Consider the following 20,089-nt stretch of genomic DNA (forward strand, 5'->3'; position numbering starts at 1 on the left):
TGGCTATTTACAGGTGCGCCAATTGCCGCCTTGCCATATTTTTAGCTCACTCCAGTCACTCTGGTTCGATTATCGGTTGGCCGAAAGGCTCCTGCCGCTGTAAGGCAGGCGTTCATCACTGAACGGCCTGGTGTTGGATCTTGTACTGGCTCATCCCAACCCACGTGACCTTTGGTAGGGGTCACCACTAGGAGAGGAGGCGCCATGCCAACTATTACTCTTCCCGACGGCAGTCAACGTTCATTCGATCATTCGGTTTCCGTAGCCGAGGTCGCCGCATCCATCGGTGCCGGTTTGGCCAAGGCCACCGTGGCCGGCAAGGTCGACGGCAAGCTGGTTGATGCCAGCGACCTGATTACCTCTGATGCCAGCCTGCAAATCATCACGCCCAAGGATCAAGAGGGGCTGGAGATCATTCGCCACTCTTGCGCGCACTTGATTGGCCATGCGGTCAAGCAACTGTACCCAACCGCGAAAATGGTGATCGGCCCGGTTATCGAAGAAGGCTTCTATTACGACATCGCCTACGAGCGTCCTTTCACTCCGGACGACCTCGCGGCCATCGAACAGCGCATGCATGCGCTGATCGAAAAAGATTACGACGTGATCAAGAAAGTCACGCCGCGCGCAGAAGTGATCGACGTGTTCACCGCCCGTGGCGAAGACTACAAGTTGCGTCTGGTGGAAGACATGCCGGACGAGCAGGCCATGGGCTTGTACTATCACGAAGAATACGTCGACATGTGCCGTGGCCCGCACGTGCCGAATACGCGTTTCCTCAAGTCGTTCAAGCTGACCAAGCTGTCCGGCGCCTACTGGCGTGGTGATGCGAAGAATGAGCAACTTCAGCGCATCTATGGCACCGCTTGGGCTGACAAGAAGCAGCTGGCCGCCTACATCCAGCGCATCGAAGAAGCTGAAAAACGCGACCACCGCAAGATCGGCAAACGCCTGAACCTGTTCCACCTTCAGGAAGAAGCGCCGGGTATGGTGTTCTGGCACCCGAACGGCTGGACTCTGTACCAGGTGCTTGAACAGTACATGCGCAAGGTTCAGCGCGAAAACGGCTACCTGGAGATCAAGACTCCTCAGGTTGTTGACCGCAGCCTGTGGGAGAAGTCCGGGCACTGGGCCAACTATGCCGACAACATGTTCACCACCCAGTCGGAAAACCGCGACTACGCCATCAAGCCAATGAACTGCCCTTGCCACGTGCAAGTGTTCAACCAAGGCCTGAAGAGCTACCGCGAGTTGCCGATGCGCCTGGCCGAGTTCGGTGCTTGCCACCGTAACGAGCCATCGGGTGCGCTGCACGGCATCATGCGTGTGCGTGGCTTCACCCAGGACGATGCCCACATCTTCTGCACCGAAGAGCAGATGCAGGCCGAGTCCGCCGCGTTCATCAAGCTGACCATGGACGTTTATCGCGATTTCGGCTTTACCGAAGTCGAAATGAAGCTGTCCACTCGTCCGGAAAAACGCGTCGGTTCCGACGAACTGTGGGATCGCGCCGAAGCGGCACTGGCCGCAGCGCTCGACAGTGCGGGCCTTGCGTACGACCTGCAGCCTGGCGAGGGTGCGTTTTATGGTCCGAAGATCGAGTTCTCGCTGAAAGATTGCCTTGGCCGCGTCTGGCAGTGTGGTACCCTGCAGCTCGATTTTAACCTGCCGATCCGTCTGGGAGCCGAATACGTCTCCGAAGACAACAGCCGTAAACACCCGGTTATGCTGCACCGGGCGATCCTTGGTTCGTTCGAACGGTTCGTCGGTATCCTGATCGAGCACTACGAGGGTGCATTCCCTGCGTGGCTGGCTCCGACCCAGGCAGTGATCATGAATATCACTGATAAACAGGCAGATTTTGCCGCAGAAGTTGAAAAAACACTCAACGAAAGCGGGTTTCGTGCCAAGTCCGACTTGAGAAATGAAAAGATCGGCTTTAAAATCCGCGAGCATACTTTGCTCAAGGTTCCCTATCTTTTGGTTATCGGAGATCGGGAAGTCGAGATGCAGACTGTCGCTGTGCGTACTCGTGAAGGTGCTGACCTGGGCTCGATGCCCGTCGCCCAGTTCGCTGAGTTCCTCGCGCAAGCGGTTTCCCGGCGTGGTCGCCCAGATTCGGAGTAATTATTATTAAGCGTGAAATGAGACAAGATAAACGAGCTGCACCGAAAGCCCCGATCAACGAGAATATCTCGGCACGCGAGGTTCGGTTAATTGGCGCTGACGGCGAGCAGATTGGCATCGTCTCGATTGATGAAGCGCTTCGTATCGCTGAAGAGTCCAAATTGGACCTGGTGGAAATCTCCGCCGACGCAGTCCCGCCTGTTTGCCGGGTGATGGACTACGGCAAGTCGATCTTCGAAAAGAAGAAGCAGATTGCTGCGGCGAAGAAGAACCAGAAGCAGATTCAAGTAAAAGAAATCAAGTTTCGTCCAGGGACGGAGGAAGGGGATTACCAGGTAAAACTGCGCAACCTGGTACGTTTCCTGAGTGATGGGGACAGGGCCAAGGTATCCTTGCGATTCCGCGGCCGTGAGATGGCCCACCAGGAGCTGGGGATGGAACTCCTCAAGCGGGTTGAAGCTGACCTGCTCGAGTACGGTTCGGTCGAACAGCATCCTAAGATGGAAGGACGCCAGCTGATCATGGTCATCGCCCCGAAAAAGAAGAAGTAATCAACAGGGCACGGCAGGCCTTCTGATTATGTTTATCAACTGAATGCGGAGTATCCGAACATGCCAAAGATGAAGACTAAAAGTGGTGCTGCTAAGCGGTTTCTGAAAACTGCTAACGGTATCAAGCACAAGCACGCTTTCAAGAGCCACATCCTGACCAAAATGTCGACCAAGCGTAAGCGTCAACTGCGCGGTAGCAGCTTGCTGCATCCGTCTGACGTGGCAAAAGTCGAGCGCATGCTGCGCCTTCGTTAATTTTTGGATCAAGAATAGAGGAAGTAACTCATGGCTCGTGTAAAGCGTGGCGTCATTGCCCGTAAGCGTCACAAAAAAATTCTGAAACTTGCTAAAGGCTACTACGGCGCGCGTTCACGCGTATTCCGTGTTGCCAAGCAAGCGGTAATCAAGGCTGGCCAATACGCCTACCGTGACCGTCGTCAGAAAAAACGTCAGTTCCGCGCTCTGTGGATCGCTCGTATCAACGCTGGTGCACGTGTTAACGGTCTGTCCTACAGCCGTTTCATCGCTGGCCTGAAAAAAGCGTCCATCGAAATCGACCGTAAGGTTCTGGCTGAACTGGCCGTGAACGAAAAAGCGGTGTTTGCTGCGATTGTCGAGAAAGCTAAAGCCACCTTGGCTTAAGTACCCCCGACAGTCACCCTGGGCTGCTCCTGCAGTCCAAGGTGGTAAACGTCATAAATAGGGGAAGAGCCTTCAAGCTCTTCCCCTATTTTGTATCTGGAGTCTGTACATGGAAAACCTGGACGCGCTCGTCGCTCAAGCTCTTGAGGCTGTGCAAAGCGCTGAAGATATCAATGCCCTGGAGCAAATCCGGGTTCACTACCTTGGCAAAAAGGGTGAATTGACTCAGGTGATGAAGACCCTGGGAAATTTGCCGGCTGAAGAGCGCCCGCAAGTCGGTGCGCTGATCAACGTCGCCAAGGAGCGTGTTACAGAGGTGCTCAATGCGCGCAAGGCGACTATGGAGGAGGCCGATCTCGCGGCCAAACTCGCCGCCGAGTCCATTGACGTAACCTTGCCTGGCCGTGGCCAGGCCTCGGGCGGTCTGCATCCGATCACCCGGACTCTGGAACGTATCGAGCAGTTCTTCACCCATATCGGCTACGGCATTGCCGAAGGCCCTGAGGTCGAAGACGACTATCACAACTTCGAGGCGCTCAACATCCCAGGCCATCACCCGGCCCGGTCGATGCACGACACCTTCTATTTCAACGCGAACATGCTGTTGCGCACCCATACCTCGCCGGTACAGGTCCGCACCATGGAAGCGAACAAGCCGCCGATCCGCATCGTCTGCCCAGGCCGTGTGTACCGTAGCGACTCCGATATCACCCACTCGCCGATGTTCCACCAGGTCGAAGGCCTGCTGGTTGATCGCGATATCAATTTCGCCGACCTCAAAGGCACCATCGAAGAATTCCTGCGGGTGTTCTTCGAGAAAGAGCTGGCGGTGCGTTTCCGTCCATCGTTCTTCCCGTTCACCGAGCCGTCCGCTGAAGTCGACATGGAATGCGTGATGTGCAGCGGTAAAGGTTGCCGGGTCTGCAAGCAGACCGGCTGGCTGGAAGTGATGGGCTGCGGCATGGTTCACCCTAACGTGCTGCGCATGTCCGGGATCGACCCGGAAGAATTCTCGGGTTTTGCCTTCGGCATGGGCGTTGAGCGTCTGGCCATGCTGCGTTACGGCGTGAACGACCTGCGTCTGTTCTTCGACAACGACTTGCGGTTCCTCGCGCAATTTCGCTAGTCGTAACGAATCTTTAGGAGAGCAGGATGAAATTCAGTGAACAATGGCTGCGTGGCTGGGTAAGCCCGCAGGTAGATCGCGACGAGCTGGTTGCTCGTCTGTCGATGGCCGGCCTTGAGGTCGATAGCGTCACGCCGGCCGCCGGTGTTTTCAGCGGTGTTGTCGTCGGCGAGGTGCTGAGCACCGAGCAGCATCCCGATGCAGATAAATTGCGTGTGTGCCAGGTCAGTAATGGCGCGGAAACCTTCCAGGTCGTGTGCGGAGCGCCTAACGTGCGCCCGGGCCTGAAGATCCCGTTCGCCATGATCGGTGCTGAGTTGCCGGGTGACTTCAAGATCAAGAAGGCCAAGCTGCGTGGTGTCGAGTCCAACGGCATGCTGTGCTCCCAGGCTGAACTGCAAGTAGGCGAAGGCAATGATGGCCTGATGGAACTGCCGGCTGATGCGCCGGTGGGCCAGGACATTCGCGTTTACCTGGCGCTGGAAGATGCAAGCATTGAGGTCGATCTGACCCCGAACCGCGGCGACTGCCTGTCCCTGGCCGGCTTGGCTCGTGAAGTCGGTGCGCTGTACAACGCACCCGTCGCGCGTCCGGTTGTTGCTCCGGTAACGGCAGTGCACGACGAAGTGCGTTCTATTGAAGTGCTGGCGCCAAACGCCTGTCCACGTTACCTGGGTCGTGTGATCCGTAACGTCGACTTGTCCAAGCCAACCCCGCTGTGGATGGTTGAGCGTCTGCGTCGCGCCGATGTGCGCAGCATTGATGCTGCTGTCGACATCACCAACTATGTGATGCTGGAGTTGGGTCAGCCACTGCACGCCTTCGATCTCGCCGAAATCAACGGTGGCATTCGCGTGCGTATGGCTGAAGAGGGCGAAAAACTGGTTCTGCTCGACGGCCAGGAAGTCAGCTTGCGTGCCGACACCTTGGTCATCGCCGACCATGCCCGCGCCCTGGCGATTGCCGGTGTGATGGGTGGCGAGCACAGCGGTGTGTCCGCGACCACTCGCGATATTTTCCTTGAGAGTGCGTTCTTCGATCAGATCGCTATCGCTGGCAAGGCCCGTTCCTATGGCTTGCATACCGATGCCTCGCACCGCTATGAGCGTGGTGTGGACTGGAAGCTGGCCCGTGAAGCCATGGAGCGCGCCACTGGCCTGCTGCTGGAAATCACCGGTGGCGAAGCCGGCCCGATCACTGAAACCGTCAACGAACAGTTCTTGCCGTCCGTTGCGCCGATCACCCTGCGAGCCAAAAGTGTCGAGCAAATGCTTGGCCTAGTGATCGAGCCTGCTCAAATCGAACAACTGTTGTCGGCCCTGGGCCTGGCTATCTCCGTGAGTGGGGAAGGGCAGTGGCACGTTGAAGTGCCAAGCCATCGTTTCGATATCAGCCTGGAAGTCGATCTGATCGAAGAGCTGGCCCGTCTGTATGGTTACAACCGCCTGCCGGTTCGTTACCCGCAAGCGCGTCTGGCACCGCAACCCAAGGCTGAGGCGCGTGCACACTTGCCTGAGCTGCGTCGCCTGCTGGTTGCCCGTGGCTACCAGGAAGCGGTGACCTATAGCTTCATCGATCCAAAGCAGTTCGAGCTGTTCAACCCGGGCGTAGAGCCGTTGTTGCTGGCCAACCCAATCTCCAACGACATGGCCGCCATGCGTTCGTCGCTGTGGCCTGGCCTGGTGAAAGCGCTTTCCCATAACTTGAACCGTCAGCAAGATCGCGTTCGCATGTTCGAAAGCGGCCTGCGTTTCGTCGGTCAGTTGGATGGCCTGAAGCAAGAGCCGATGTTGGCGGGCGTGGTGTGCGGTAGTCGTTTGCCGGAAGGTTGGGCGCAAGGTCGCGATACCGTGGATTTCTTCGACGTTAAAGCTGACGTGGAAGCGGTGTTGGGTTTTGCTGGTGCACTGGACGATTTCGTTTTCGTGCCAGGCAAACACCCTGCGTTGCACCCCGGCCAGACTGCGCGTATCGAGCGCGAAGGTCGCTTGGTGGGCTTCATCGGCGCGATTCACCCAGAACTGTCGAAAACCCTCGGTCTCGACCGTCCGGTCTTCGTTTTTGAGCTGGTCTTGGCTGAAGTTGCATCGGGCAAAATGCCTAAATTCAGCGAGTTGTCGCGTTTCCCTGAAGTACGCCGTGACCTCGCGCTGATTGCCGACCGTGACGTGGCCGCCACTGCCGTTCTGGATGTAATCCGTGAAAATGCAGGGGAATGGCTGACAGACCTCAGGCTATTTGACGTCTATCAGGGTAAAGGTATTGATCCGCATAGAAAAAGCCTTGCAGTTGGCTTGACCTGGCAGCATCCATCGCGCACTCTTAATGACGATGAGGTGAATACCACGACACAAAATATCCTCACCTCGCTCGAACAAAGGTTGAACGCCACGTTAAGGAAGTGACGTATGGGGGCTTTGACGAAAGCTGAGATGGCGGAACGTCTGTACGAAGAGTTGGGTCTGAACAAGCGCGAGGCCAAGGAATTGGTCGAGCTGTTTTTTGAAGAAATCAGGCACGCTCTGGAAGACAATGAGCAGGTCAAGTTGTCCGGTTTCGGTAACTTTGACCTGCGAGACAAACGCCAGCGGCCTGGCCGCAATCCAAAAACGGGAGAAGAAATCCCGATCACGGCTCGCCGTGTGGTCACCTTTCGTCCAGGGCAGAAGTTGAAGGCCCGAGTTGAGGCTTATGCTGGAACCAAGTCATAACGACGAGCTACCCGTCATCCCAGGCAAACGCTACTTCACCATCGGTGAAGTCAGCGAGCTCTGTGCGGTAAAGCCGCACGTGTTGCGCTATTGGGAGCAGGAGTTTCCTCAACTCAACCCCGTCAAACGCACCGGGAACCGTCGGTATTATCAGCGCCAGGATGTGCTGATGATCCGACAGATCCGTGCGTTGCTGTACGACCAGGGGTTTACCATCAGCGGTGCGCGCCAGCGTATGTCCGGTGATGAAGCCAAAGACGACACCACCCAATACAAACAAATGATCCGCCAGATGATCTCCGAACTCGAAGATGTGCTGGTGGTTTTGAAGAAGTAATCCAGGCTTTAAAATACTTCCACATTTCAAAAGCTTGCGGTATATTCCGGTTCGCTTCGTTAAGAAGCGAACCCAGTAACACGCCTAGTCGGGGCGTAGCGCAGTCCGGTAGCGCACTAGCATGGGGTGCTAGGGGTCGAGTGTTCGAATCACTCCGTCCCGACCATTATTCCTGAGTAAAGTCAGACACTTAAGCCGATCAGATAGATCGGCTTTTTTGTGCCTGCGCAAAACTACCTGTAAGGAGGCGTCAGATTTGGTGTCAGCGCCGGGTTGTTTGTTTCTGTCCTTCTCCGCCCAGCCAATGACGGCTGTACGCCTCTAGCGGTCAAATGGCACGATAGGGTTCCCGCATCAAAAGTGATGGAGAGTCAAGGATGTTCAGTCACATCACCGTTGGAACAAACGATCTTGATCAGGCCGCCGCCTTTTATGACGCCATACTGATTCCTTTAGGGCTGTGCCGCCGGGTTGTAACCCCTGATGGTGGACCGCCTTCGGCATGCTGGATTAAGGCAGATAGCGTTCTCCCTCGCTTCTACGTGTACAGTCCCTATGACCGCAACGGTGCCAGAGCAGGGAATGGCAGCATGGTTGCTTTCACTGCGCCCTCTCCAGGTGCGGTAGATACTGCCTATGCGGCCGGACTTCTTGCGGGCGGACTTGATGAGGGTGAGCCTGGCCTGCGTTCGCACTATGGTGATGGTTACTACGGTGCGTACCTGCGTGATCCAGACGGCAACAAGGTACACATCGTTCATCGTGGCGATTTGCACCTGCCGTAACGAGTTCTGCCTCTTCTCTTATGTTCGACTCAAGCCCGCACACTTAGCCAATATTTGCGCTCAACAGCTGCATCCTGCTTGGAATACTTTGTTACAACCATTCCCCCTTGGACACAGCCTGTATAGAACTTCGAGCTTTTGTTCTAATCCTACTGCTAGGCGTGTTTTAAACCGTGAACGCCTGCCGACAACCCATAGAGGTTCACAAAATGAAAATGACACTACCCGCCCTGGTTTTGGGTGTCCTCATTTCGCAAGGAGCGATGGCTGCCGGAGATGGCACAGCCGCTCTTGGAGGCGGCGTTGGTGGTGCACTCGGTAATATCGTAGGCCAACAGCTCGGGGGCTCGACAGGCGCAGCGGTAGGCGCAGGCGTAGGCGGTGCCGCCGGCAGTGCCATCGGTGCTCAAAGAGGCAACAGAGCGGAAGCTGCATTAGGCGGCGGTATCGGCTCAGCAGGTCACTCATAGGCAATCGCCTCGGTGGCACGGCTGGCTCGACTATAGGTGCAGGTCTCGGCGGCGCTGCAGGTGGCGCGCTAGGAAACAATCTGGCGGATGATGAGAGCAATCATCGATCGGATGGTAAGAAGTACAAAGGCAACAACAAGCATAAACACAAGAACAAGCATCGTTAGTTTCTGACGCTGTTATATCGAAGCCCGGCCCAGCGCCGGGCTTTCTGCATTTGGCTCAAGGCTTTTCGGCATTGGCCTCCTCAAGCAGCCCTGCAACGTCTTCGAGTCATATCAGGTTCGACTCCACATCGACTCACCTTCGATCAGCGCCAGCCCATGCCCAGTCGGTTTTGCGCGCAAAAATCACTTCATATTTTCCATGCAGGTTCTAAGCTGGTTGGAACGGGAGGGCATCGAGAGGCGCAAGCGCTTGTTGTCGCACCGCTCAGCGCTTGTCATGGGAGTCGCATTGATGAAAACAGGTCTGGTCTGGGTATTTGCGTCGCTGCTGCTGGTGGGGTGTAATGGGGTTCCTCGTCCGCTTGTCAGTGACGAGGGCTTGCATGGTCATTTCACGGTCAATTCGGGCTTTCCATTGCCCTATTTCTTTCAGGGCAGCGCCGTACAATGGAACCAGGATTATGCGGTGACCGTACGGCATATCCCGTTGATTCCGAATGTGGTTTACCAGTGCAGCTCCGGTTGCGACATGGTGTTCATCCGGCATCCGGCCGAAGGGCCGATCCCGCTCTGGCGTGATCCCGTGCGCGGGGAACCGGTCACGGCAGTAGGGTTCAGCCCGATGTTGATGGACCTCAAGGGCGAGGGCAGTGCCAAGGGTATGCGGGTCCGGCTGAGCAACAGCTCCGATCCGACAGCCTACGCGGTACACGACGGGCCAATAGTGCACGGGATGTCAGGCGGACCGGTGTACGGTCGTGATGGTGCGGTACTTGGCATTACCGTGGGCATGCTGTTCGGCGCCACTCCTGCGTTTGGTGATCTTAAGTCCAGCGAGCGGCTCAGCCTGTATCTGCCCTATGACGTGATCAACAAGGAGTGGGAAGCTTATAACCGCAGCTTGAAGGCCAAGCTAGTGGCGGCCCGTCACTGAGTTCGTCGAGGCGTGACCCACTCAGGCCGAGAAAAAACTTAACATCGTGTCCGGGATGAGTCGCCCACTGCACTTGCTTAGTAGGCACTGGAGGAGGACGAGTGTTCATTCGTCAAAGAACACCAGTGCCCGCAACTCGATGCTCCGTCGCGGCGGAGCATCCGCTGGCGTGGTCGGGTCATCAAACGCAGTGTGCGCACTCAACCTCGCTACATCCCGCCGCGAATCGTAGATTTTCAACAGCAAGGCCTCCTCAGGCCGCAACTGTGGGTAGTAATACCAGCGGTGCGCCGGATTGGCCTTGACTGAAAACGTCTCGCCCACCTTGTCGCGGTACACCAGGTCACTGGGTAGCAGGTCGTTCGCCGCCAGGCTGCGTGCATCGCACAAAGCCAGCGGCGTACTGAAAACCGGAGCCCCGATAGGTCGCCAGACATTAATGATTGCAAACCGCTTGAGCAGCCGCAGTTTCGCTTCGTCGGCCGGTAAATGGTCACGCACGCGGCGGACGGCCGAGCGCTCAGTCTGGTCGTTATGCACATACCGCACCGGTTCACGCAGCCCGCGCGCTTCTCGCCCGGGGTCATCCACGCGAATCGTATGATCGAAAATTACCACTTTCACGGCGCCGGTCTGCTGCTTGAGCAGGGCTTCGGTTTCGGAGTAGTAAAGCAGGCGTACTTGCTCGTCATCTTCCAGGTTGGCGACGGCACTGGTGTGATCGACTTTCTCGAAGCCTTGCCGATCGAGTCTGGCCGGTTCATTCAGCAGCCGCGCGTTATGGATGGTCACCCGGGTGGGGTTGAGCACGCCGCTGCGTTGGGCGACGCCGTCGGGGGCTGGGTAGGTGTAGTTCACCGGGCGTTCACCGGTGTCCTGCAAGTAATTGAGCACGCCGTACACCGATACGGGGGCGAGTCGAGTCTGATGGGTTCCCATAAAACTACCTCCAGCAATCAGAACGGTTCCTTGAATGGCCGCAGGTCCAGCTCCTGGGTCCAGGCGCTGCGCGGTTGGGTGTGCAGGTACCAATAGGCGTCGGCGATATCGTCGAGTTTCAATGAGCCGTCCTCACCCAGCTTGGCCAGGTAATCCGGCGCGCGGCTTTTTATACGTTCGCCGTCGATGGAACCGTCGATAACCACGTGGGCAACATGCACATTTTTAGGGCCGAACTCCCGGGCGAAGGACTGTGCCACCGAACGCAATCCAGCCTTGCTCGCTGCAAAGGCGGTGTACGGCGGCTTGCCGCGCAATGACGCGGTAGCGCCGGTAAACAACAGGCTGCCACCACCATTGGCGAGTAGCGCGCGAGTGGCCTCTCTGGCGAACAGAAAACCGCCCAGTGTGGATGCACGCCAGGTTTGCTCGAACAGTTCAGCGCTCAACTCCAGCGACAGCGCCGACACCGAATTGCCTACGTTGAAAACCGCCGCCTTGAGCGTGCCAAGCTGATTGACCTGCGCCACCGCCGCGAGCACCTGCGCTTCCACGCCCGAGTCGGCCAGCACCGCGTTCGCCTTGCCACCACGGGCTTCGATATCCGCGACCACGGCCTGCAACTTGTTCAGGCTCCTGCCGCTGACTGCCACGCGATATCCCTCACGGGCAAAGCGTCGCGCCAATGCCGCACCCAGGCCGGCTACCGCACCGACACCGGCAATCCACACCACTGATTCAGCCATCAACCAATGCTCCCATGAGATCCGTGGCTATCAATCTACCGATCCAGACCCGCCGGGAATAAGAATATCGACAGCTAAGGATATGCCCGCTGGCTGTTACTTACGCCCACCCATGGGGCATTTTCTGAGCCATTTGGTAGCAAATTCCTACGCCTGCATGTCGGTAGACTGGCCGTATTTCGCAGTTATTTCACCTGAATCAATCACTTGGTTCGCCGCCCATCCTGTTGGCACGCATCCTGCTTTTTTGCATCTATGGATAATTGGATACAAAAATTCAAAAGGTGCTGCCGATGCAATTTGCCCCCGTTTACGTTGACCGCCAGCCCCTCACTGCCGAGGAGGAGGCCTACAGCTTCCTGCTCGATGCCATTTGTGGTGGCCGCTACCGAAAGGGCGACCGCTTGATTGCCGAGGACATCGCCAGCGAGATCGGCATGAGCCGCATGCCGGTGCGTGAAGCCTTCCGGCGCCTGGATGCCCAAGGCCTGGTGACCTTGCGGCCCAACCGGGGTGCCGTCGTCAGTGGCTTGGATATCGATGAGTTGCATGAGGTATTCGAGATGCGCAGCGCCCTCGAAGGCCTGGCGGTGCGCGTGGCGGTTGGCCGTATCGGTGAACGCCAGTTGGCCGCACTGGAACGCATGCTCGACGAGATGGACGACTACCGCGACGAAAGCACCGCCTGGGTCAGCCGTCACCGCGCCTTTCACGAATACCTGTGCAGCCTCAGCGGCCGTCCGCGCTTGATGAAGCAGATCTCGGCACTGTACTCGTTGGTAGAAGCGCCCATGCGCTTGTGGTTGCAGCATGGCGACAAACCTTTCAGCGCCCGTGAAGAACACGCGGTGATCCTGGATGCGATTCGCGCCGGTGATGCCGCTCGCGCCGAAGCTGTGGTGCGCGAGCACATCGAAGGCACCGTGCCAGCGCTGATTCAATTCCTGCAATCGGAACAATAACAAGAGGCGGGCCCAAGCCCGCCCGTGTTTTGACTTTGAGTCCTGCCCCGTTACCCAACGAACTGGAGTGTCTGGTCATGCATAAACGCCGCGCCTTGCTGGTGGCTGTCTCCCTCGGCCTCTGTACCCAATGGGCCATTGCTGCACCGCAGGTGCCGGAGCGCCTGAAGAACGTCGACAAACTCATCTACTGCTCAGGGATGGATTCACCGCCCCTGGTGTCCTTCGATGAAGCCCAGAAACCGCGCGGTCTTACCGTCGACCTGGGTCTGGAAATCGCCAAGCGCCTGGGGGATAAAAAGGTGCAGTGGCGGGTGATTCCGTTCTCCGGCCTGGTGCCCGCATTGCTCGCCCAGCAGTGCGACATGATCGTCGATCAACTGTTCGACAAGCCCGAACGGCGTCAGGTGATCGACATCGTCAACTACATGTATTCCAGCCAGTCGGTGGTGGTGCCCAAGGGCAACCCCAAAGGTATCAAGGCCCTGGATGATCTGTCGGGGCACAAAGTCGCGGTGCTCAACGGTTCCACCATCAAGACCTTGCTGGACACGCAAAACGACAGCCTGGCCAAGGCCGGCAAACCGCCGATGAAACTGGTGGTGTACAACACCGACACTGACGCCTTCCAAGCCCTGCGCATCAACCAGGTTGACGCCTACGGCACTACCGTGGAGACCGCCGGTTATTACGCGGCGATGGCCCCGGACCTGTTCCAGGAAGGCGTGCCGGCGTTCAGCCGCATCCTCACCGGGCTGGGCATGCGCAAGGACGACCCGCAACTCACGACAGCCGTGCAGCAGGTGATCAGCGACATGCGCAGCGATGGCAGCTACGTGGCGTTACTGAACAAATGGCATGTCAGCAGCGACACTCTCGACTGAGGTTTACACGCAATGAACTTCAATTGGGATGTGTTCTGGCAGTACCTGTTGCAGCCCAGCGGGGTGTATCTCACCGGGCTCTGGCTGACCTGCCTGATCGCGGTGTCTGCGATGCTGCTGGGCTGCGTGCTGGGGTTGGCGGCGGCGTTGTTGCGCTTGTCGAAGAACCCGTTGCTGCACCTGCCGGTACGTTTTTACGTGTGGCTGATGCGCGGCACACCGCTGTTGGTGCAGATCGTGTTTTTGTACACGGCCCTGGCGGCGGGCGGGATTTTCCGCTTCGAGGATATCGAGCTGTTCGGCCTGGTTGTCCCCGGCAATATCCAGGCGGCGATCATCGCCCTGGGTCTTAACGAAGGCGCGTACATGGCCGAGATTATCCGCGCCGGCATTGGTGCGGTGGACAAGGGCCAGTACGAAGCCGGGCGGTCCCTGGGCATGGGCTTTGCCAAGCTGATGCGACGTATCGTGCTGCCCCAGGCGTTTCGCGTGATCGTGCCGCCACTGGGCAATGAGTTCAACGTGATGCTCAAGAACACCACCCTGGTCAGCGTGATCGGCGTGCAGGAGTTGTTGCTCAGTACCCAGATGGTCACCTCGGCGACGTTCCGTGTATTCGAGTTGTATCTGGTGGTCGCCATCTACTTCTTGATGCTCACCACCCTGTGGGGCTTCTTCCAGCGTTGGCTAGAGGCGAGTTTCGGTCAGTCCGACCGGCCTGGCGCGCCGCCTCCCGCGTCCAGCCGTCTGTTCGGGCGCAGCACCTTGAAACTGCTGAGGGGACGTTAACCATGGCGCACAAAAGTGATGAACTGATCATCGAAGCCCTGGACCTGCACAAGTCGTTCGGCGACCTGCAGATTCTCAAGGGCATCTCCCTGCAAGTACGGCGTGGCGAAGTGGTGGTGCTGATCGGCGCTTCGGGTTCGGGCAAGACCACCTTCATTCGCTGCATCAACCTGTTGGAAGACATCCAGGGCGGGCGCATCCGCGTCAACGGTCGCGCGATGGGCTATCGCGAAAGCAGCGACGGCAGCCTGGTGCGCGATTCGGAGCGCAATATCGCCCGCCAGCGCCGCGACATCGGCATGGTGTTCCAGCGCTTCAACCTGTTCCCCCACATGACCGCGCTGGAAAACATCATCGAAGCACCCATTCACGTGCTCGGCACACCGCGTGCCGAAGCCCTGGAACAGGCTCGTGGCTTGCTGGCGCGAGTGGGGCTGGCGGACAAGGCCAGTCATTACCCGTCGATGCTCTCGGGCGGCCAGCAGCAGCGGGTGGCCATCGCCCGAGCCCTGGCGATGAAACCCCAGGCCATGTTGTTCGACGAGCCCACCAGCGCCCTCGACCCGGAAACCGTCGGCGAAGTGCTGCAAGTGATGAAGGAGCTGGCCGAGGAGGGCATGACGATGGTGGTGGTCACCCACGAAATGGGTTTTGCCCGTGAAGTGGCGGACCGTGTGGTGGTGCTCGACCAGGGCGAACTGATCGAGCAGGGGCCGCCGGAGCAGATTTTCAGCCACCCCAGCCATCCCCGTACCCGGGCCTTTCTAAGCCGCGTGTTATGACCTGGAGCCGGGTCGAGCCCGGCCAATGAATCCTTGTGTGGACGAGTCCTTGCCATGTTGAAATTTTCTGCTCACGAGTATCCCTATCCTTCGCAGCGCCAGAGCGTGTTTGCCCGGCGCGGCATGGTGGCGGCCTCCCAGCCCCTGGCTGCCCAGGCCGGCATCCAGGTCATGCAAAAGGGCGGCAACGCCATCGATGCCGCCATCGCTACGGCGGCCGCGTTGACCGTCGTTGAGCCCACCGGCTGCGGCCTGGGGGGCGATGCGTTTGCCTTGGTCTGGTGCAAGGGCCAGTTGCATGGCCTGAACGGTAACGGCCATGCACCGGCGGCCTTGAGTATCGAGGCGGTCAAGGCGGCGGGGCATGACCAGATGCCGTTGTACGGTTGGACGCCGGTTACTGTGCCCGGCTGCCCATCGGCTTGGGCCGAGCTGTCGCAACGCTTCGGCCAATTACCGTTTGCCGAGTTGCTGCAACCGGCGATCAGCCTGGCACGCGAAGGTTTCCCGTTGTCACCGGTGGTTGCCCATCAATGGCAGGCCGCGTTGGATGAGTTCACCCCTCATCGCGACGCGGTGCTGAACGCCTGGTTCGACACTTACCTTATCGACGGCCGAGCGCCACGGGCCGGGGAGATTTTCCGCAACCCGGCCCAGGCCCGCACCCTGGAAGAACTCGCCGCCACTCGTTGCGAAAGCCTGTATCGCGGCGCCCTGGCCGATCGCCTGGACGCCCACGCCAAGGCCAGTGGCGGTTACCTGCGCGCCAGCGATCTGAAGGATTACCGCGCTCAGTGGGTGGAGCCGATCCATATCAACTACCGAGGCGTGGATGTCTGGGAGATCCCGCCAAGCGGCCAGGGCCTGGTGGCGCTGATGGCGCTGAAAATCCTCGAAGGCTTCAGCTTCGATCACCGCGATAGCCAACAGACCTGGCACCGTCAGTTAGAGGCGATGAAGCTCGCCTACAGCGATGGCCTGCACCACATCACTGACCCGCTGCACATGCGTGTGGCCGTCGCTGACCTGCTCAGCGACGATTACATCAGCCGTCGCCGTGGCCAGATCGCTGAACACGCCCAGCCACCCAAGCCCGGTGATCCTCACGCCAGCGGCACGGTGTACCTGGCCACGGCTGATGCCGAAGGCAACATGGTCTCGTTCATCCAGAGCAACTACCACGGCTTCGGTTCTGGCGTTGTATTGCCTGACAGCGGTATTGCCCTGCAAAACCGTGGGCAGGAATTCAGCCTCGATCCGACCCACGCGAACTGCCTGGCGCCGGGCAAAAAAACCTTTCACACCATCATTCCCGGCTTCCTTACCAAAGACGGCCAGGCCCTTGGCCCGTTCGGCGTCATGGGGGGGTATATGCAGCCCCAGGGGCATGTGCAGATGGTGATGAACCTCGTGGACTTCGGCCTCAACCCCCAGGCGGCCTTGGATGCGCCGCGTTGGCAATGGCTGGGCGACATGAAGGTGGGCATCGAGCAGGGCGCCTCCCGTGACTTGGCCAATGCCCTGGCACGGCGTGGTCATCAAGTGCAGATCGCCAGTGATCTCACTGACTACGGGCGTGGGCAGATTATCCTGCGTGATATGGCCAGCGGGGTGTTGTGTGGTGGTACCGAACCCAGGGCGGATTCGCACATTGCGGTTTGGTGATCGTGGCTAGGGTCGGGTTGCCTGTGACGATTGAGGGGGGTGGTGTACATATCCGTTGCTGCGGTAACGGCTGCTATTGGTTCCGCTCTTACAGCGGGTCACTTTTGGAAAGGCCCAAAAGTAACCAAAAGGCCTTCGCCCCAACACTCGGCACCTCGCCCAGGCTCGGTGTGCCCGAACGCAGGCTTTGGAGCGTGGGCCAGCGTGTTTAACGGGGCGATCGCAGATCAAAAGCCAAAGCGCGGCGGCCTTAAAGCCGACCGGACTCTGACAGTCGATCTCGGTCAAATGTGGGAGCTGGCTTGCCTGCGATGCGGACACCTCGGTGAATCAGGCATATCCGGTTGATGCTTTCGCAGGCAAGCCAGCTCCCACAGAAAAGCACATCTAATTCGGCTCTGGCTCTGGCTCTGGCTTTGTTTTTGATCTTGATCTTAGGCGCCCCGTTAAACACGCTGGCCGGAATTCGATATTGATTTGGGGGGTAAACCGGCAGGACGCCGGTTTAGCCGCCCCGCGCCATGGATGGCGCGTGGCGGCGGCCCCCCAAATCAATGTCGGATTACGGGCATACCGAGCCTAGGCGAGGTACCGAGTGTTGGGGCAAGAGCCTTTTGGTTACTTTGGGGCTTTTCCAAAGTGACCCGCTGTAAGAGCGGAACCACCAGCCGCCGTTACCTAAACAACGGATATACCCCCAATCCAATCCACAAAAAACATTCAAAAAAAGAATAAATATTTTAACAAATAATGAAATTAGAGAATATTAGCTTATACCAAAACAGCATTATATTTTTGAAATCCATTTCGTTATGTTTGGACTCAACAGCCTACCCCTGACCCCGGATGGTACCCAGCGTGATTCAGATTCCGCGCACCATGCCAGGGTGATCAACCCCTGAGCCCGCCGCGAATCGTTGGAAGGGAGCTCACCCCATGTTGCCGATTCAACCCCCGCACCACACCTAGCCCAAACCGCCGACACACCGCCTGACACCACGCCGTCGCCACGACCGCGTGACTGCCCGACCTCGCGATTTGGACATGCTGGAGTGGACATGAAGCAAACCTTACCCCCCACCGCCGCGCTGGCCCTGGCCCTTTTGGCCAACACCGCGCAAGCCCAGGACGACAACACCCTGTCCACCGTCGTCGTCACCGGCAACCGTGGCGCCGAACAGCGCACGGTCACCAGCAGCCCGGTGCCCATCGACGTAGTCAGCGCCAAGCAATTGCAGAGCACCGGCAAGCCCGGCCTGATGGAAGCCTTGAGCGCCGTGATCCCGTCGCTCACCCTGCCGGAAAAAACCGGCTGGGACGCCAGCGGCATTGCCCGCGCGCCCAACTTGCGTGGCCTGAGCGCGGCCGAAGTGCTGGTACTGGTCAATGGCAAGCGCCGCCATACCAGCGCCACGCTGAACATCAACGGAATCAACACCGGCGCCGCCCCGGCCGATCTCGACTTGATCCCCATCAGCGCCATCGACCACGTAGAAGTACTGCGTGACGGCGCTGCCGCCCAATACGGCTCCGATGCCATCGCCGGCGTGATCAATGTGATCCTCAAGGCCGACACCAGCGGCACCTCGGTAACCAATGTCGGCCAGGGTTACGATGGCAAGAAACAGACGGTGCAGCAAAGCCTCAACAAGGGCTTCGAGATCGGCGACGGCGGTATCGTGCAACTGGCGCTGGATGCGCGCAGCCAGAACGATGACAACAAAGCCAGCGCCAACGGCTACACCTACGAGCAAGCCTACGGCCTGGCGGGCAAGACCACCTACGGCGGCTACGGCACCCCCAAGACCAACCTGCTGACCCTGGGCTACAACGCCGAGTTGCCCATCGATGACAGCCTCAGCCTGTACTCCTTCACCACCTATTCGCGACGCAAGGCCGAGCAGGGTCAGAACTTTCGTCTGCCGACCATCACCAACACCATCACCACCGGGCCCAATGGTTACCCGGCTGGGTACACACCCACCTGGTACATCGACGAGAACGATTTCCAGGCCGCGTTCGGTGGTAAAGGCACCGTCGGTGAATGGAACTGGGACTTGTCCACCACCTACGGGCGCAACGAAGCGGAGCAGGGCACGACCCATAACCAGAACCCGTCCCTGGGTGAAGCCACACCGAACAGCTTCACTTCCGGCACCTGGGTTTCCACTGAACTGACCACCAACCTAGACTTCAAGCGCGGCTTCGATATCGGTCTGCAAAAACCGCTGGATCTGTCCTATGGCTTCGAGCATCGACGCGACACCTATGAAGTGCAGGCCGGTGACTACGCGTCCTATGCCAACGGCGGCTACTGCGTGGCACCGGGCAATTGCGCGTCGTCTGGGGCGCAAGTCACCAACGGTATTTCGCCGGATGAGGAAAGTAGCGCCTCGCGCAACAGCCTGGCCAGTTATGTCGACGTGGGTTTCAACCCGCTACCGGACTGGTACGTCGGCACAGCCTTTCGCTATGAGCATTACAACGAAGGCGTCGGCGCCACCCGCAGCGGCAAGCTGACCACCCGCTACGACTTCACCCCACAATTCGCCGTGCGCGCCACGGTGAGCAATGGCTTTCGCGCGCCGTCCCTGGCCAACAGCCTGTTCAGCGCGCGCTCCACGACGTATGGCGTGGTCGATGGCGTGTACCAGTCGATCAACTACGGCGTACTGCCGGTGGGCTCGGCGGCGGCCAAGGCCTTGGGCGCCCAGGATCTCAAGCCCGAGCGCTCGACCAACTTCAGCCTCGGTTTCACCTTCACGCCCAGCAACCGCTTGAACTTCACCGCCGACGCCTACGTGATCAACCTGCGAGACCGTATCACCCTCACCGGCACCTTGCTCGGCCCCGAAGTCACCCAAGTGTTGCAGAGCAACGGCATCAACTCCACCTCCGGCGGCCAGTACTTCATCAACGGTGCCGACACCCGTACCAAGGGCGTTGATCTGGTCAGTAACTACAGCCAGGACCTCGGCCAGTTCGGTTTGCTGAAATGGACGGCAGCGTTCAACTGGAACCAGACCAAGATCCTCAACTACAAGGCGTCCACCGACATCCTCGGTACTTCGTATGACCTGATGGACCGTCAGGCCCGCGGCTTGATCACCGATGTACAACCCAAGACCAAGCTGATCCTGGGCGGTGACTGGAGCATCGAGCGGTTCAACCTCAACCTGGCCTTGACCCGCTACGGCTCGTACAAAGAGGTCAATTCCTCGGCCAACCGCGACCTGGACCGGGTCTACAACGCCCGCTGGATCACCGACCTCGACCTTGGCTACAACCTCACCAAAGCCCTGAACATCGCTGTCGGCGCCAAGAACCTGTTCGATCTCTACCCCAAGAAGCAAGGTGTGCCGAGCAGCACCATGCTCGCCAGCTACGGCACCTACTCGCCCTACGGTTTTACCGGTGGGTACTACTACACCCGTTTGACCTACGCCTTCTAACGCCTGCACGAGCGAGGAAC

The 20,089-nt window shown here is 58.7% G+C and carries 18 protein-coding genes, 1 tRNA gene and 1 pseudogene; 18 read left to right on the forward strand and 2 right to left on the reverse strand.

Translation table 11 applies throughout. The features are described 5' to 3' along the window. Nucleotides 1-204 precede the first annotated feature (204 nt). The 12 genes and pseudogenes from thrS to AC07V4_RS05500 all read left to right on the forward strand — a co-directional run bounded on the left by thrS (nucleotide 205) and on the right by AC07V4_RS05500 (nucleotide 9,850). Entirely contained in the window at nucleotides 205-2,127 is a 1,923-nt protein-coding gene (gene thrS / locus AC07V4_RS05445) for a threonine--tRNA ligase (RefSeq protein WP_025857830.1), read from the forward strand. Next, nucleotides 2,127-2,678 (forward strand): translation initiation factor IF-3, encoded by a 552-nt coding sequence (gene infC / locus AC07V4_RS05450; RefSeq protein ID WP_169850653.1) that lies wholly within the window; start codon nucleotides 2,127-2,129, stop codon nucleotides 2,676-2,678. The genes thrS and infC overlap by 1 nt, the downstream gene beginning before the upstream one ends. 60 nt (nucleotides 2,679-2,738) lie before the next feature. After that, a complete protein-coding gene (gene rpmI, locus AC07V4_RS05455) occupies nucleotides 2,739-2,933 on the forward strand; it encodes a 50S ribosomal protein L35 (protein ID WP_002553160.1) in 195 nt (64 codons plus the stop codon). Between the two features lie 30 nt (nucleotides 2,934-2,963). Beyond that, nucleotides 2,964-3,320 carry a 50S ribosomal protein L20 gene (gene rplT, locus AC07V4_RS05460; protein ID WP_003174975.1) on the forward strand — a complete coding sequence of 119 codons (357 nt, stop codon included), beginning with the start codon at nucleotides 2,964-2,966 and terminating at the stop codon, nucleotides 3,318-3,320. A gap of 109 nt (nucleotides 3,321-3,429) precedes the next feature. After that, nucleotides 3,430-4,446, forward strand: coding sequence for a phenylalanine--tRNA ligase subunit alpha (pheS, locus tag AC07V4_RS05465; RefSeq protein WP_017737822.1), 1,017 nt, complete (start codon nucleotides 3,430-3,432; stop codon nucleotides 4,444-4,446). A gap of 26 nt (nucleotides 4,447-4,472) precedes the next feature. After that, entirely contained in the window at nucleotides 4,473-6,851 is a 2,379-nt protein-coding gene (gene pheT / locus AC07V4_RS05470) for a phenylalanine--tRNA ligase subunit beta (RefSeq protein WP_492635680.1), read from the forward strand. Between the two features lie 3 nt (nucleotides 6,852-6,854). Beyond that, on the forward strand, nucleotides 6,855-7,157 hold the full coding sequence (gene ihfA / locus AC07V4_RS05475; protein WP_002553164.1) for an integration host factor subunit alpha: 303 nt from the start codon (nucleotides 6,855-6,857) through the stop codon (nucleotides 7,155-7,157). Next, entirely contained in the window at nucleotides 7,138-7,494 is a 357-nt protein-coding gene (locus AC07V4_RS05480) for a MerR family transcriptional regulator (RefSeq protein ID WP_003219935.1), read from the forward strand. The genes ihfA and AC07V4_RS05480 overlap by 20 nt, the downstream gene beginning before the upstream one ends. A gap of 89 nt (nucleotides 7,495-7,583) precedes the next feature. Next, nucleotides 7,584-7,660: transfer RNA gene (locus AC07V4_RS05485), tRNA-Pro, on the forward strand. A gap of 211 nt (nucleotides 7,661-7,871) precedes the next feature. Continuing rightward, entirely contained in the window at nucleotides 7,872-8,279 is a 408-nt protein-coding gene (locus tag AC07V4_RS05490) for a VOC family protein (RefSeq protein ID WP_492635679.1), read from the forward strand. 209 nt (nucleotides 8,280-8,488) lie between these two features. Further along, a pseudogene (locus AC07V4_RS05495) lies at nucleotides 8,489-8,916 on the forward strand (hypothetical protein). Nucleotides 8,917-9,208: 292 nt separating this feature from the next. Further along, nucleotides 9,209-9,850 carry a trypsin-like peptidase domain-containing protein gene (locus AC07V4_RS05500; RefSeq protein ID WP_492635678.1) on the forward strand — a complete coding sequence of 214 codons (642 nt, stop codon included), beginning with the start codon at nucleotides 9,209-9,211 and terminating at the stop codon, nucleotides 9,848-9,850. A gap of 105 nt (nucleotides 9,851-9,955) precedes the next feature. Here the strand turns inward: AC07V4_RS05500 and AC07V4_RS05505 are convergent, their stop codons facing one another. Together AC07V4_RS05505 and AC07V4_RS05510 are read right to left on the reverse strand one after the other, a co-directional pair. Next, nucleotides 9,956-10,789, reverse strand: a complete 834-nt coding sequence (locus AC07V4_RS05505) for a CmcJ/NvfI family oxidoreductase (RefSeq protein ID WP_492635677.1) — start codon at nucleotides 10,787-10,789, stop codon at nucleotides 9,956-9,958. A 17-nt stretch (nucleotides 10,790-10,806) separates the two neighbouring features. Beyond that, nucleotides 10,807-11,535: an SDR family NAD(P)-dependent oxidoreductase gene (locus AC07V4_RS05510; RefSeq protein WP_492635676.1), complete on the reverse strand. Its 729-nt coding sequence runs from the start codon at nucleotides 11,533-11,535 to the stop codon at nucleotides 10,807-10,809. Nucleotides 11,536-11,828: 293 nt separating this feature from the next. Between AC07V4_RS05510 and AC07V4_RS05515 the strand changes: the two genes are divergently transcribed. From AC07V4_RS05515 to AC07V4_RS05540, 6 genes are all read left to right on the forward strand, one after another. After that, nucleotides 11,829-12,497, forward strand: coding sequence for a GntR family transcriptional regulator (locus AC07V4_RS05515; protein WP_492635675.1), 669 nt, complete (start codon nucleotides 11,829-11,831; stop codon nucleotides 12,495-12,497). A 77-nt stretch (nucleotides 12,498-12,574) separates the two neighbouring features. Continuing rightward, on the forward strand, nucleotides 12,575-13,381 hold the full coding sequence (locus AC07V4_RS05520) for an ABC transporter substrate-binding protein (RefSeq protein ID WP_492635674.1): 807 nt from the start codon (nucleotides 12,575-12,577) through the stop codon (nucleotides 13,379-13,381). Nucleotides 13,382-13,393: 12 nt separating this feature from the next. Then, entirely contained in the window at nucleotides 13,394-14,170 is a 777-nt protein-coding gene (locus AC07V4_RS05525; protein ID WP_492635673.1) for an amino acid ABC transporter permease, read from the forward strand. A gap of 2 nt (nucleotides 14,171-14,172) precedes the next feature. After that, on the forward strand, nucleotides 14,173-14,952 hold the full coding sequence (locus AC07V4_RS05530; protein WP_492635672.1) for an amino acid ABC transporter ATP-binding protein: 780 nt from the start codon (nucleotides 14,173-14,175) through the stop codon (nucleotides 14,950-14,952). 54 nt (nucleotides 14,953-15,006) lie between these two features. Then, nucleotides 15,007-16,617, forward strand: coding sequence for a gamma-glutamyltransferase family protein (locus AC07V4_RS05535; protein WP_492635671.1), 1,611 nt, complete (start codon nucleotides 15,007-15,009; stop codon nucleotides 16,615-16,617). 1,058 nt (nucleotides 16,618-17,675) lie between these two features. Further along, a complete protein-coding gene (locus AC07V4_RS05540) occupies nucleotides 17,676-20,069 on the forward strand; it encodes a TonB-dependent receptor plug domain-containing protein (RefSeq protein WP_492635670.1) in 2,394 nt (797 codons plus the stop codon). The last annotated feature ends 20 nt before the right edge of the window (nucleotides 20,070-20,089 follow it).

It is taken from the genome of Pseudomonas sp. GW821-FHT03A09, assembly GCF_059421065.1.

What these genes read in the sequence shown, in the direction of transcription:
- rpmI (WP_002553160.1), top strand. Translation starts at nt 2,739, where the DNA reads ATGCCAAAGATGAAGACTAAAAGTGGTGCTGCTAAGCGGTTTCTGAAA.
- AC07V4_RS05515 (WP_492635675.1), top strand. Translation starts at nt 11,829, where the DNA reads ATGCAATTTGCCCCCGTTTACGTTGACCGCCAGCCCCTCACTGCCGAG.
- AC07V4_RS05540 (WP_492635670.1), top strand. Translation starts at nt 17,676, where the DNA reads ATGAAGCAAACCTTACCCCCCACCGCCGCGCTGGCCCTGGCCCTTTTG.
- AC07V4_RS05500 (WP_492635678.1), top strand. Translation starts at nt 9,209, where the DNA reads ATGAAAACAGGTCTGGTCTGGGTATTTGCGTCGCTGCTGCTGGTGGGG.
- AC07V4_RS05505 (WP_492635677.1), bottom strand. Translation starts at nt 10,789, where the DNA reads ATGGGAACCCATCAGACTCGACTCGCCCCCGTATCGGTGTACGGCGTG.
- AC07V4_RS05535 (WP_492635671.1), top strand. Translation starts at nt 15,007, where the DNA reads ATGTTGAAATTTTCTGCTCACGAGTATCCCTATCCTTCGCAGCGCCAG.
- AC07V4_RS05525 (WP_492635673.1), top strand. Translation starts at nt 13,394, where the DNA reads ATGAACTTCAATTGGGATGTGTTCTGGCAGTACCTGTTGCAGCCCAGC.
- pheS (WP_017737822.1), top strand. Translation starts at nt 3,430, where the DNA reads ATGGAAAACCTGGACGCGCTCGTCGCTCAAGCTCTTGAGGCTGTGCAA.
- AC07V4_RS05520 (WP_492635674.1), top strand. Translation starts at nt 12,575, where the DNA reads ATGCATAAACGCCGCGCCTTGCTGGTGGCTGTCTCCCTCGGCCTCTGT.
- ihfA (WP_002553164.1), top strand. Translation starts at nt 6,855, where the DNA reads ATGGGGGCTTTGACGAAAGCTGAGATGGCGGAACGTCTGTACGAAGAG.
- thrS (WP_025857830.1), top strand. Translation starts at nt 205, where the DNA reads ATGCCAACTATTACTCTTCCCGACGGCAGTCAACGTTCATTCGATCAT.
- rplT (WP_003174975.1), top strand. Translation starts at nt 2,964, where the DNA reads ATGGCTCGTGTAAAGCGTGGCGTCATTGCCCGTAAGCGTCACAAAAAA.
- AC07V4_RS05530 (WP_492635672.1), top strand. Translation starts at nt 14,173, where the DNA reads ATGGCGCACAAAAGTGATGAACTGATCATCGAAGCCCTGGACCTGCAC.
- pheT (WP_492635680.1), top strand. Translation starts at nt 4,473, where the DNA reads ATGAAATTCAGTGAACAATGGCTGCGTGGCTGGGTAAGCCCGCAGGTA.
- AC07V4_RS05490 (WP_492635679.1), top strand. Translation starts at nt 7,872, where the DNA reads ATGTTCAGTCACATCACCGTTGGAACAAACGATCTTGATCAGGCCGCC.
- AC07V4_RS05510 (WP_492635676.1), bottom strand. Translation starts at nt 11,535, where the DNA reads ATGGCTGAATCAGTGGTGTGGATTGCCGGTGTCGGTGCGGTAGCCGGC.
- AC07V4_RS05480 (WP_003219935.1), top strand. Translation starts at nt 7,138, where the DNA reads ATGCTGGAACCAAGTCATAACGACGAGCTACCCGTCATCCCAGGCAAA.